Source organism: Geobacter sp. OR-1 (genome assembly GCF_000813145.1).
Taxonomy (GTDB): domain Bacteria; phylum Desulfobacterota; class Desulfuromonadia; order Geobacterales; family DSM-12255; genus Geoanaerobacter.
Genome location: NZ_BAZF01000005.1, coordinates 39,712 through 52,775, shown reverse-complemented (window position 1 = coordinate 52,775; position 13,064 = coordinate 39,712). Strand labels below are relative to the sequence as shown.

The 13,064-nt window shown below is 55.9% G+C and carries 12 protein-coding genes; all 12 read left to right on the top strand.

What is annotated here, in order from left to right; all coding sequences use genetic code 11:
• The 12 genes from OR1_RS06680 (at position 1) to OR1_RS06635 (ending at position 13,060) form a co-directional block, all read left to right on the top strand.
• Entirely contained in the window at positions 1 to 1,503 is a 1,503-nt protein-coding gene (locus OR1_RS06680; protein ID WP_160295220.1) for a protein-glutamate O-methyltransferase CheR, read from the top strand.
• 3 nt (positions 1,504 to 1,506) lie between these two features.
• Complete coding sequence (locus OR1_RS06675) at positions 1,507 to 3,015, top strand: chemotaxis protein CheA (protein WP_052440303.1); 1,509 nt, start codon at positions 1,507 to 1,509, stop codon at positions 3,013 to 3,015.
• 47 nt (positions 3,016 to 3,062) lie between these two features.
• The gene (locus OR1_RS21435; protein WP_237754252.1) at positions 3,063 to 3,401 is read left to right on the top strand and encodes a chemotaxis protein CheW; all 339 of its coding nucleotides are present in this window, start codon (positions 3,063 to 3,065) and stop codon (positions 3,399 to 3,401) included.
• Positions 3,319 to 3,813: a response regulator gene (locus tag OR1_RS20645; protein ID WP_052440302.1), complete on the top strand. Its 495-nt coding sequence runs from the start codon at positions 3,319 to 3,321 to the stop codon at positions 3,811 to 3,813. Before OR1_RS21435 ends, OR1_RS20645 begins: the two co-directional genes overlap by 83 nt.
• A 36-nt stretch (positions 3,814 to 3,849) precedes the next feature.
• The gene (locus OR1_RS06670; RefSeq protein WP_041970857.1) at positions 3,850 to 4,224 is read left to right on the top strand and encodes a response regulator; all 375 of its coding nucleotides are present in this window, start codon (positions 3,850 to 3,852) and stop codon (positions 4,222 to 4,224) included.
• Between the two features lie 47 nt (positions 4,225 to 4,271).
• Positions 4,272 to 5,936 carry a diguanylate cyclase gene (locus tag OR1_RS06665; protein ID WP_041970856.1) on the top strand — a complete coding sequence of 555 codons (1,665 nt, stop codon included), beginning with the start codon at positions 4,272 to 4,274 and terminating at the stop codon, positions 5,934 to 5,936.
• A gap of 28 nt (positions 5,937 to 5,964) precedes the next feature.
• On the top strand, positions 5,965 to 7,602 hold the full coding sequence (locus OR1_RS06660; protein WP_052440301.1) for a response regulator: 1,638 nt from the start codon (positions 5,965 to 5,967) through the stop codon (positions 7,600 to 7,602).
• A 90-nt stretch (positions 7,603 to 7,692) separates the two neighbouring features.
• The gene (locus tag OR1_RS06655; RefSeq protein ID WP_041970855.1) at positions 7,693 to 8,685 is read left to right on the top strand and encodes an oxidoreductase; all 993 of its coding nucleotides are present in this window, start codon (positions 7,693 to 7,695) and stop codon (positions 8,683 to 8,685) included.
• Positions 8,682 to 10,166 (top strand): Ni/Fe hydrogenase subunit alpha, encoded by a 1,485-nt coding sequence (locus OR1_RS06650; protein ID WP_041970854.1) that lies wholly within the window; start codon positions 8,682 to 8,684, stop codon positions 10,164 to 10,166. The genes OR1_RS06655 and OR1_RS06650 overlap by 4 nt, the downstream gene beginning before the upstream one ends.
• Positions 10,166 to 10,624 carry a hydrogenase maturation protease gene (locus tag OR1_RS06645; RefSeq protein WP_041970853.1) on the top strand — a complete coding sequence of 153 codons (459 nt, stop codon included), beginning with the start codon at positions 10,166 to 10,168 and terminating at the stop codon, positions 10,622 to 10,624. The genes OR1_RS06650 and OR1_RS06645 overlap by 1 nt, the downstream gene beginning before the upstream one ends.
• A gap of 28 nt (positions 10,625 to 10,652) precedes the next feature.
• Complete coding sequence (locus OR1_RS06640) at positions 10,653 to 12,608, top strand: CoB--CoM heterodisulfide reductase iron-sulfur subunit A family protein (protein WP_041970852.1); 1,956 nt, start codon at positions 10,653 to 10,655, stop codon at positions 12,606 to 12,608.
• Positions 12,605 to 13,060 (top strand): hydrogenase iron-sulfur subunit, encoded by a 456-nt coding sequence (locus tag OR1_RS06635; protein WP_041970851.1) that lies wholly within the window; start codon positions 12,605 to 12,607, stop codon positions 13,058 to 13,060. The genes OR1_RS06640 and OR1_RS06635 overlap by 4 nt, the downstream gene beginning before the upstream one ends.
• Positions 13,061 to 13,064 lie beyond the last annotated feature (4 nt).

Below are 13,064 nucleotides of genomic sequence, written 5' to 3'. Positions count from 1 at the left end.
ATGAAAGCCGACAGGGATCTCGACCGTTTCAAGGAGCTTCTGCTGAGCAGCTGCGGGATGTTCTTTACTAACGAACGGGAACTTACGCTCTCCTCGGCAGTGACCCAGAGGATGTCACAACGAGGCATCGATACGGCGGAACTCTATCATTCTCTTCTGACCACTGACCAGGATGAGTTCCGGCGGTTCATTGAACTGCTGACCGTCAACGAAACCTATTTTTCTCGTGAGAATGATCACCTGAAGCTTTTGGTCGACAAGATCATACCGGAAATCCTGTCGCAACGTGAAACAAGGCCGGTGCGTATTGTGAGCGCCGGATGTTCCACCGGAGAAGAACCGTACTCCATTGCCATGATGCTGGCCGAACGTTTCGGCGAAGACAGCGGGCGTCTTTTTTACATAGCCGGGACGGACATTGACTCGTCTGTCATTGCCAGGGCGAAACAGGGGATCTACGGAAAAGGGTCTTTCCGGAGTATGGACAAAGCCATCCAGGATCGCTATTTCAAGATGTGCGGTCCAGGCGCATACCAGCTCGGAGATATCAGGCACCAGGTGCACTTCGAGGTGGTAAATCTCAAGGATGCCTTATATCCCGCCATCATGCAGCAACCGGATATCATTCTGTACCGGAACGTTTCGATCTACTTCCCGCCCCAGGTGCAGCGGGAGATATTCGGGCGGTTGGCGTTAATTCTCAACGAGGGGGGATACCTCTTCGTCGGCGCAACTGAGACCTTACAGCATAACATTGGGCTCCTGACCCTTATGAATCGCGACTCCGTCTTTTTCTACCGGAAAATACCGGGGGTGATTATTGAAGAGCGGCGCTCTGCCAAACGCAACCTGAGCCCGCGGGAGCAGTCAAAACCGGGATCGTCACGGCAGACCAATTATGGTGGTGTTCCTGCCGGAGCAGTGCAATCCGGGATCAGGGCCATAAGGGCTGTAGCCGCGTCCGATGCGTCATCTGTTACCAATAGCCGTGATCCGAAAAGTCTCTTTGACGACGCCCTGGAGCTGGCGATTTCCAGACGCATGGATGACGCTCTGGCACTGCTTGACGCCATCATCGAGCAGGATGGGTCCTTTATCAAGGCCCATTCCCTCAAGGGGAGCATTTTCATGAGTGCATCCCGTTTCCAGGAGGCCGTCGCTGTGTGCAATGCCATCCTCAGCCACGACCCGCTCTGCCTGGAAGCATATCTGATGCTCGGTGTCACGGCGCGTCATTCCGGGGATGATGATGATGCCCAGCGCCGGTTCCGCGAGGCGATTTACCTGAAATCATCCTGCTGGCTGGCCCATTTTTACCTGGCTGAGATCCTCTTTGGCCAGGGAGACAAAAATCGCGCCAGAACCGGATACGAAGCGGCTCTTCGCGTTCTGGAAAACGGTTCGTCCCTGGAGCTGAGCAGGGAATACTTTCCGTTGTCCTATAATGCCGAACAGTATATGGCTATCTGCCGACACAAATTGTCGCTCCTGAAGAACGGATAAATAATGGCATTTGATCATTCAAAATTCCTGGCCCGCTTTGTCGATGAAGCCAGAGAACATTGTTCCCGGTTAAATGAAGGCCTTCTCAACCTGGAAAGCGCGTCCGGCGATGCCGAGATGATCAACGGGCTGTTCCGTTCGGCGCATACCATAAAAGGGTCGGCTAAGATGATCAAGCTGGCGGGCATCGCCGAACTCGCCCACCGGATGGAGGATGTGCTCGACGCGGTGCGGGGGGAGAGGATTTCCTTGTCCGGCGCCGCCTCAAACTCACTCTTTCGCGGTGTGGACGCACTCGTGGCAATGCTGGATCGTATCGCTGCAGGAGAGACTTCACCGGAGGCGCCGGCCGCACTCTGCGAAGAACTGGCGCAGGCAGCAGCTGCGCTGAAAACACCGGGGCCATCGCAGGCTGCGGCTACGCCGGCGCCGGAGCAGCCGGCAGCTCCTGTTAAGGAAGAGATGCCGGCTGTCGTTAGCCCGGCCCCGGCCGCCGGGACCGGCACCGAGGCGGCAAAACCGCTCGCATCAACACCTGCCACCCCTGCGCCCGAACCCCCTTCCGAGGAGCGCAAAACCGTAAATCCGCCCGCTAAACCCAGACAGGTCGATTATCTGCGGATTAACGCAGTGAAACTCGATGACCTGATAAGGCTCATGGGTGAGATCGTCTCCGAACAGAGCAGATTCAGGCGCCATATCGGGCATCTTCGTGAAATCGAACGCGCAACAGCGCTTCATCTGGCTGCCATTGCCAAATCACTCGGCACAGTTCCTGAGAGCAATAGTGAGCACAAAGCATTGATAGAGGCCGGATCCGCCTTGCACCTTTCTCTGCGCCAGGCAGTGAGAGCCATGCATAACGCATCTCTGATGCAGGATCATCTCATCACCGATCTTCAGGAGACCTCTCTCAATTTGCGCATGCAGCCGCTTTCAACTGTGTTCGATCCGCTTCGCCGCACGGTCAGGGATCTTTCTCAGGAGCATGGCAAGGAGATCGATTTCATCGTTGACGGTGGCGAGACCGAGCTTGACCGGAAGATAATTGAACGGATCGGCGATTCTCTCATGCACATGATCCGCAATTCGATCGATCATGGGCTGGAAAACGTTGATGAAAGGGTTGCGGCCGGCAAGCCCGCCAAGGGGACCATCAGGCTGTCGGCATATTATGACAGCGGCTGTGTCACCATTGCCCTTTGCGACGACGGCAAGGGCCTTTGCGCTGGCAAGATCCGCGAAAAAGCCCTTGCCAAGGGGCTGTTCGACGCCGACACGCTCGACAGAATGTCACATGCGGATATCACCAATCTCATCTTCATGCCCGGGTTCAGTACCAGCCCGATCATTACCGACCTCTCCGGCCGGGGGTGGGAATGGATGTGGTCAAGAGAAGCATCGTTGATGAGCTCAAAGGGGCAATCCATATCGAAACCCGTGAAGGGAGCGGAACCACGTTTTTTCTCCGCCTCCCCCTCAACCTGGCCGTGTTCACGCTCTTTCTCATAGCTGTGAACGATAAGATCTGTGCACTCCCCGCCACGTCGATCGTGGAAATGCTCACCGTGCAGCGCGATGATGTCATTGAGATCGTGAATAAACGCGCCATCCGTCTGCGCGAACAGATCATTCCGGTGGAGAGGCTGGCCTGCATACTCAAGCTCTCCCAGGACGCGTCGCCGGAAAAAGACGAAGTGATGATCGTCATCATCCGGAATGGCGAAGAAAAACTCGGTCTGATTGTCGACGAGATCCTTGGCCGGGAGGAAATGGTGGTCAAGCCTCTTCCCCCCCGACCTCCAGAATCTGCGGATGGTCTCGGGAGTTACTGTCGGGGAGCTGAACAGCATCATCAATGTCCTCCATATCCCAGAGCTGTTAAGCCAGGCGCATGAAATCGCCGAACCGGCGAAGAGGAGTAGCCAGAGCAAAGAACAGCGGACAACGACCATACTGGTGGTAGACGATTCCCTTAATACCCGTGAAATCGAAAAAAGCATTCTTGAGGCCTATGGATATGTTGTGGTCACAGCCGAAGACGGCCAGGAAGCGTTTGAAAAAACCCGTGAACTCCTCTACGACCTCGTCATTACCGATGTGGAGATGCCCCAAATGGACGGGTTCACCCTGACCGAGCGGTTGCGTGGCGATGAGCGTTACCGTAATGTCCCGATTATTATCGTTACCTCGCTGGAAAAGGATGCGGACAAGAAGCGCGGCATAACGGTCGGAGCCAACGCCTATATCGTAAAGGGGGCTTTCGACCAGTCAAATCTGCTTGAAACGGTGCGTACTTTGATTGGTTAATTATGCGATGTCTCAACCTCGACAAGGAGAAAGAAGATGAGTGATTCACCTGCAAACATTCTGGTGGTAGACGATGACGAATTTACCGGCGAGCTGACCGGGCTAATCCTGGAGTCGGCCGGTTATGACACGGTAATTTCATCAGGCGGCATGGATGCGCTGGAGAAGCTGGCGAACGACCCTGCGATCCGCGTGGTGGTTTCGGATATGAATATGCCGGTCATGGACGGGATCAAACTCTTTGCTGAAATGCGCAAGCAAGGGTTCTCTCAGCCGTTTGTCCTCCTTACCGGAGAAGAGGCCGCCCCTCTCAGGATCGCCCATCCGGATATGGAAGCAGTACTCACCAAGGACGAACAGCTTCAGGAGGCTTTGCCGGAGGTTGTTGAATCTCTTATCGCCCGTCCATAACCTGTCAAGATTCGCAGGTTGAAAATGCATTTAAAGGATGACTGGTCTTGACCACGAAATCGGCAGCCGCTGCGGTAAAACTGAAAAACATCCGCAAGGCTTACATAAAGCAGCTTCCCGCGCAGCTGCAAGGAATCCGGGCCTCGTATGCCGAGTTTGTTCTCGGAGAACAGGGAAACGCGCCGCTGGAGGATCTGCATCGCCGCATCCACTCCTTGAAAGGGGCATCTGCTTCGTTCCGGATGAGCATGTTGAGTGCGGTGGCTACGGCGGGGGAGCATCTTGCCAAGGAGGCTTTGCAATCAGCAACACCACCTGACAGGTCCTGGCATCAGAAAATGCAGGAACATTTCGCCCGGATGGAGTACGAAATTTCCACCATTGACCCGATGCAAGGGATGGAGTTGCAGGTCCAGGAACTGGCAATAGCCGCAGAGGGAACCCCTGGCCGGGAACGAAAGGTTGTGTATCTTTGTGATGACGACCGGTATCAGCGTCTGACGCTGGAAACGCAGATAAGCTGTTTTGGTTTCGAAATCCTTTCTTTCGGCGAGCCGGAGCAGCTCGCCACCGCGGTGCGGGCTGCGCCGCCCGACGTGATAGTGATGGATATGATCTTTCCCGATCGGCCGTTGGGCGGTTCCGACATCATGCAAACCATTCAGTCCGGTCGTGAGAACCCGATCCCAACAGTGTTTATTTCAACTCAGGGTTCGATTGACGCCCGGTTATCGGCCGTGCGTGCCGGATCCAGCGCATATTTTGTGAAACCGCTCAATGTGACGGAACTCTGTTTTACCCTTAGCCAGCTTACTACTTCGCTGAAGCCTGAACCGTACCGGATCATGATTATTGATGATGACCCGCAACTTGCCGAATATCATGCCTTGATACTTGAAGAATCGGGAATGATGACCCTGACTGTAAACGATCCACTACAGGTAATGTCGCCATTAATCGAATTCAAGCCGGACCTTATCTTAATGGATATGTACATGCCGGGCTATAATGGGATGGAGTTGGCCAAGGCCATTAGGCAGATCGGTTCTTATTTTTGTGTTCCCATCGTGTATCTTTCCAGCGAAACCGATACCGACAAACAGTTTGCAGCCTTGCAGACCGGAGGGGATGAATTTTTGACCAAGCCGATCAAACCCGAGCGCCTGGTTTCTTCAGTAGTTGTGCGTGCCGAACGGATGAAGATCATCCGCTCACTCATGGTGCGTGACAGCATGACCGGTCTGTACAACCATACCGCGACCAAGGAACACCTGGATACGGCTATTGCCCATGCCCAACGCAAGCAGGAAGAGTTATGTTTCGCCATGATTGATCTGGATAAGTTCAAGTCGGTGAATGACACCTATGGCCATCCGCTCGGTGACCGGGTGTTGATTACCCTTGCGCGCCTCATCAGTCAACGCGTGCGGAAACAAGACATCGTCGGTCGATTTGGCGGTGAGGAGTTTGCGGTTATTCTTCCCGATTGCAGCATCGCCAATGCGATTCAACTTCTAAATGAACTACGAGAGAGTTTCGCTGCCATCCGTTTTCAGGCAAAAGACGAAACCTTCTCCTGCACCTTCAGTTGCGGTGTTGCCCAACTCTCAGTCTATGGAGATTCCGCTGCCATTAACGCGGGGGCTGATGAGGCGCTATATGCTGCAAAGTACGCCGGACGCAACATGGTTCTGGTTTCCGGGGAGCTTTGATGGATTTCTACTGAAAGGATGATGAACCATGAGCACTCAGGTTATTTCCGTTGCAAACAAACTGCAAAGAATACGCGATTCGTACATTAAACAGCTCCCCACGCAACTGGAGACACTCCGCAAGGCATATGACGACCTATGCCAGGGGCCTTTGGAGAGTGAGGGTCTCGAAGACTTGCATCGCCGTATCCACACCATAAAAGGGGCGAGCGCATCCTTTGGTCTGAGCGGGGTAAGCGCTGCTGCTGCCACAGGGGAACATCTGGCCAAGGAGGCGATGGAAGCTGAGGAATTGCCGAAGGACTGGCACTACAGGATGTCCGAGTGCCTCAAAGCGATTGACGCGGAGGCGTCAAAGATCACATCCTCCCAGGACGTTGACCTTAATACCCTGGAACTGGTGGCTGCCACCGAGTCCTCGAAAGGCAAGGAAACCAAGGTGGTTTACCTCTGCGAGGATGATTCCTTTCAGCGGTTGACCATGGCAACCCAGATCGGCTGTTTCGGCTTCGAGGTCGTATCCTTTGCGGATCTTGAGCAATTCAGCCAGGCAGTGCAAAACTCTCCCCCTGCAGCCATCGTCATGGATCTGGTATTCCCCGACCGGCCGGTGGGGGGCGCCGAAGCCATTCAGAAACTTCGGTCCGGCCAGGACTTTACTATCCCGACTATCTTTATCTCCTCACATGACGAGCTCCCTTTTCGTCTTGCGGCCGCCCGGGCCGGCTCTGATGCCTATTTCGTCAAACCGGTAAACCTCACCATCCTCTGTTCGACCCTCAGCGTGCTGACATCAACGGAACAACCCGAACCGTACCGGGTGATGATCGTTGATGATGACCCTCATCTTACCGAATTGTACGCCACCATTCTTACGAGTGCGGGGATGGTCACCCGGACATTGAATGATCCACTGTTGGCGATGCCGCTGCTCATCGAATTCAAACCGGACCTGATCCTGTCGGATATGAATATGCCGGGATGTAACGGCATCGAACTGGCACGGGCGATCCGGCAGATCGATGCCTATTCCGGTATTCCCATCGTCTTTCTATCGAGCGAGACCGATAGCGACCTCCCCTTTCATGCCATGAGGGTGGGCGGTGACGAATTCCTGTCCAAGCCGATCAAGGCAGATCACCTGATCAGCGCTGTATCCGCCCGCGCCGGGCGGATGAAGACCATTCGCTTAAGCATGATTCAGGACAGCATGACCGGTCTCCTCAACCATACGAACTTCAGGGAACGTCTGGGCCAGGCCATTGCCGAGACCCGAAATAGCAAGGAAAAGCTGTGCTTCGCCATGATCGATCTGGATGGGTTCAAGCAGATCAATGACAGTCATGGGCACCCGACCGGCGACCGGGTCCTGATAGCCATGGCCCGTTTTCTCCAACAGCGGTGCCGCAAAACAGATATTATCGGTCGTTACGGCAGCAATGAATTCGGGGTCATACTCCCCGACTGCGACATCGCCACGGCCCGATCGCTGCTCGACCAGCTTCGGGAAAGCTTTGCCGCCATACGGTTTCCGGCTGGAGGCGACGCCTTCAGCGCCACATTCAGTTGCGGTATTGCCGAGTTATCGCCCCAGGGTTCTGCCGAAGATCTCTACAAGTCCGTGGACGATGCCCTCTCCGAAGCAAAAAACGGGTGGCCGCAATAGGGTTGTTGCTTGAGTTGTGCTTGAGCCGGTCTGTTTGACATGATATTGCCGACGACAACGGATTCCGGATACTTTCACTGGAGGTTGACGATGCCTGAAAAACCGAAACTGGCGATCTATTGGGCGGCTTCATGCGGCGGTTGCGAGATCGCGGTGGTAAACCTCCACGAAAAGATTCTCGATGTTGACGCTGCCTTTGAGTTCATGTTCTGCCCCTGTCTGCTGGATACGAAGAAGAAGGATATCGAGGCATTGCCTGACAAGAGCATTGCCATCACCCTTTTCAATGGCGCCATCCGCACGGCGGAGAACGAGGAGATGGCCCGCCTCCTGAGAAAGAAGTCGCAACTATTGATCGCCCTCGGTTCCTGCGCCTGCGAAGGGTGCATCCTGGGTCTGGCCAATTTGCATTCAAAGCAGGAGATATTCAAGGCCGTTTACCTGGATAACCCTACCATTGACAACCCGGCTGGCACCATTCCGTCACCCGCCAGCGAGGTTCCGGAAGGGACATTGACCATACCGGCCTTCTACGACAAAGTCAAAACCCTTGGCCAGGTAACTGCGGTCGATTACTTCATCCCCGGCTGTCCGCCGGAGTCGCATCAGATATGGAATGTCGTTGAGGCCGTTGTCAGCGGGGCACAGTTGCCCCCTGCCGGCAGCGTGCTCGGCGCCGGTTGCCTCTCTGTTTGCGACGAGTGTGAGCGGGTCAAGGAGGACAAGAAGATCGCACGCTTTTACCGCAACTTCGAAATTACGCCGGAACCGCGAAAGTGTCTGCTGGAGCAAGGTCTGCTCTGCATGGGAATCGCCACCAGGGACGGATGCGGCGCCCCCTGCCCGCAGGCCAACATGCCCTGTACCGGTTGTTACGGCCCACCTGAAGGGATAACCGATCAAGGTGCCAGGATGATTGCCGCGCTTGGCTCTATTCTCGACATCGGTGACTGCAAGGGGAAAAGCGAGGAGGAGATTGCCGCCAGGGTTGAAGCCCTTCTGGATAGCGTTCCGGACTATGCCGGTACCTTCTACAAGTATAGCCTGCCAGGCTCCATCATCGGCGGGAGGGTAAAGCGATGAGCCGAATCTCGATAGACCCCATCACCAGGCTTGAAGGTCACGGAAAGATCGACATCTTTCTGAACGAAGAGGGGGATGTGGCCAATGCCTACTTCCAGGTGCCGGAACTGCGCGGCTTCGAGCAGTTTTGCGTCGGCCGGCAGGCCGAAGAGATGCCGGTCATAACCAACCGGATCTGCGGGGTCTGCCCCGAAGCCCATCATATGGCGGCAACCAAGGCTCTGGATGCCCTTTTCGCAGCCGAGCCGCCGCCAGCGGCCAGAAAGCTGCGAGAGCTGTTCTACTCGGCGTTTTACGTTACCGACCATACCACCCACTTCTACGCCCTGGGTGGACCTGATTTCATCATGGGGCCTGACGCGCCGCCAGCCGAGCGCAATATCCTCGGTGTGATCAGGAAGGTCGGTCTGGATATCGGCAGGCAGGTAATAGAATGCCGTGCCCGCAACCACCAGGTCATCAAGACCGTGGGGGGGCGCAGCATCCATCCGGTGGCCGGCCTGCCCGGCGGCTGGAGCCGGCCGATCACCGCCGCCGAACGGGATGAGATCGTCGGTATCGCCCGGAAGAATATCGACTTTGCCCTGTTCACTCTGCAGATCTTCGAGGACCTTGTCCTCAAAAACCGGGCATACGTTGACCTGATCACTAGCGATATCTACACCCACAAGACCTACTACATGGGGCTTGTGGACGGGCAAAACCGGGTGAATTTCTATGACGGCAAGGTGCGTGTTGTGGGACCGGACGGGGCCGAACTGGTCAAATACCCGGCCAAGGAGTATGCCTCCCACATTGCCGAACGGGTGGAGCCGTGGACCTACCTCAAATATCCCTATCTCAAAAACGTCGGCTGGCAGGGTTTCGTAGACGGACCGGAGAGCGGTGTCTATGCGGCATCGCCGCTTTCCAGGCTGAACGTTTCCGACAGCATGGCGACTCCACGGGCGCAGGAGCAGTATGAACGTTTCTACGAGACGCTTGGGAGCGGCAAGGCCAATGGCCGCTACAAGCCGGTTCACTATCGTCTGGCAACCCACTGGGCACGGCTGGTGGAGCTGCTTTACGCTGCCGAGCGGATGCTGGAGCTGGCCATGGACCCGGAGATAACCTCTCCTGATCTCCGAACCAAACCCGGAACGATTGCCGGCTGCGGAATAGGGTGCGTGGAGGCTCCGCGCGGCACCCTCACCCATCATTACGAGACCGACGGGCGCGGCGTGCTGACCAGGGTAAATATGATCGTCGGCACCACCAACAACTACGCCCCCATGACCATGTCCATCAAGAAGGCGGCCCAGCAGATCATTACCAGAGGCAAGGTGGTTGAAGAAGGGATGTTGAACCGGATCGAAATGGCCTTCAGGCTGTATGACCCATGCCTTTCCTGCGCCACCCATGCTGTGGTAGGCAGGATGCCGCTCTGCGTCAATATCCGCGATCTGTCGGGCGCAATCATCCGCACCGTGAGCAGAAACTGATGCGTACCATACTGGTGGGGCTTGGCAACCCGATCCTCTCCGACGACAGCGTGGGGATAAAGATTGTGGGCCTGGTCAAGCAGCGTATCCCCGAACATGCCGGGGTCGATGCGGTTGAAGCCTATGCCGGCGGGCTGAGGTTGATGGAGGCAATTGCCGGATACGACCGGGCGATCATTGTGGATGCCATGAAGACCGGTATACACCCGCCGGGTACAATGCAGATGCTCTCGCTCGACTCGTTCACCAAGACCCGCAACACCCTCTGCACGCATGACGGTGATCTCGCCACAGCCCTGTCGCTGGGACGGGATCTGGGTCTGGCGATTCCCGGCCTTGTGGAAATCATCGGGATCGAAGCCGACGATGTTGAAAGTTTCAGCGAGGAGCTGACCAATGGGGTGAGCAGGGCTCTTCCGCTGGTAGTGTCTTATCTGGTGCGCCGCTGCGGATTTTAACTATTCTATGGACAGAAGGGTGAATGCCATGAAAATCGGCGTATACTTCTGCAACTGCGGGACGAACATTGCTGACAGGATTGATGGCGGCAAGGTCAGGGAATATCTTGAACCGAGCGGGAGGATGTCGTATTTCAAAACCTGCCCGTTCCTCTGCTCAGAGGATGGGAAGGTGTTCCTGGAACAGGACCTGAAAGATGAAAAACCGGACCGGATCGTGATCGCCGCTTGCTCCCCCAGGGAGCACGAAGCGACCTTCATGCGGGTAATGGGGCAGGCCGGCATGAATCCGTATCTGATGCAGATGGTAAATATCCGCGAACAGATTGCCTGGGTTACCGAAGATCCGGAAAAGGCCGTCAAAAAGACGTCGGTGGCAATCAACGCCGCGCTCAAGCGGGTGGAACTCCACGAGATGCTCGAAAAGCAGGAACTTGAAGTCTCTCCGGCTGTGCTGGTGATCGGAGCCGGCCCGGCCGGTCTCAAGGCGGCACTCACCCTCGCTGAAGCCGGCCGGAGGGTGACGCTGGTGGAGAAGTCCCCGGTTATCGGCGGATTGCCGGTCCTGTTTGAAGAGCTGTTCCCAAACATGGAGTGCGGACCCTGCATGCTGGAACCGGTCATGGCCGAGATACTGCACGGTGAGCATGCCGAGAACATCGAGCTTCTGACCATGGCTGAACTGACCGAAGTTGCCGGCTATTTCGGGAATTTCGAGGTCAAGATCCGGCAGCGGCCCCGTTATGTGGATATTCATCAGTGTATCGGCTGCGGCGAGTGTTTCGAGCCTTGTCCGGTCAGCGGGACCAATCCATTCAACAACGATATGGATGAGAAAAAGGCCATCGGCTTCACCTTCATGGGTGCTCTTCCCAATGCGCCGTATCTGGATCCCACGCTCTGCACGCGCTTTACCGAGGGTTCCGACTGTTCCGCCTGCAGTGCGGCCTGTCCCATGGGCGAGGGGGTCATTGTCTTTGATGACCAGGAACAGATCATTGAGCGGCAGGTCGGTTCCATCATACTTGCAACCGGGTCGACTCTCTACGATTGCTCCCGCTTCGACAACTTAGGGTATGGCCGTCTCCCGGATGTCAAAACCGCTCTCGAATTCGAGCGCATCCTGGCCTCGAACGGCCCGACTGCCGGTGAAGTCGTCACCTCAACCGGAGAGCAGCCGGGTTCAGTCGCGTTCATACACTGCGTCGGCTCGCTTGACGACGACCACAAACCGTACTGCTCCGGCATTTGCTGCCAGTACGCCTTCAAGTATAATCATCTGCTGGAGTCAAAGCTTACGGATACAAAGATCCTTCACCTGTACAAAGAGATCGTCTCTCCGGGCAAGGAAGAGTACGCCCTCCATCGCGCCGCCCGGGACAATCATAACGCTACATTCATCCGGTATGACCGTATTTCCGATCTGGCGGTCACAGGCGAAAATGACGGTCAGAAGATCCGTCTGCCGGACGGCAACAGTATCAATGCGGACATGGTTGTGCTTTGCCCGGCTGTGGTTCCCACCGCTGACACGGAAAAGCTGGGCGCCATGCTGGATGTCTCCCTTGACCGTTTCGGTTTTTTCGAGGAACTCCATGGCCGGATGGATTCAGCCCGCAGCAAGATCCGCGGTGTCTACCTGTCCGGAGCCTGCCAGGCGCCTGCCGATATCCAGAAAGCAACCAGCCAGGGGATGGCCGCGTCCGGCTTCATTCTGTCCGAACTGGTCGAAGGGCGGAAGATCGAGCTGGACCCGTTGTTCGCTTCGGTCTATCCGGAAAAATGCGCCGGCTGCAAAGTATGTATGAGGGTCTGCCCCTACCGGGCCATACATTTCGATGAGGAAAACAGCGTGTCAGTAGTGAACGGTGTGCTCTGCCATGGGTGCGGCACCTGTGTGGCAGCGTGTCCGATGGGGGCTATCAAGGCGAATCACTTTACCAATGAAATGATTCTGGCCGAAATCGAGGGGGCGTTGAAATGAGCGCAACATGTTTGTTGAACAATACTCCTGATGCCGATATAGTTGCAGAATTCGAGCCGCGTATCATCGGGTTCCTCTGCAACTGGTGCTCGTACGCCGGAGCGGACAAGGCGGGATCGTCGCAGACTCCCTACCCGCCAAATGTGAGCATTATCAAGGTTATGTGTACCGGCAGGATAGATCCCCAGTTTGTCATGAAGGCCTTCAATGAAGGGGCGGACGGTGTGATTGTCCTGGCATGCCACCCCGGCGACTGCCACTACAAGGAGGGGAATCTGCGGGCGGCGCAGCGTCACGCCATGCTGATCAGGGTTCTGGAGCAGATGGGCATAGAAGGAAAGCGCTGCCGTTTTGATTACGTTTCTGCCGGCGAAGGGGAGAAATACGTCCAGGTAATCACCGAGATGGTTGCAACTGTCAAGCAGCTGGGTAAACTATCATTAATAGATTAATAGG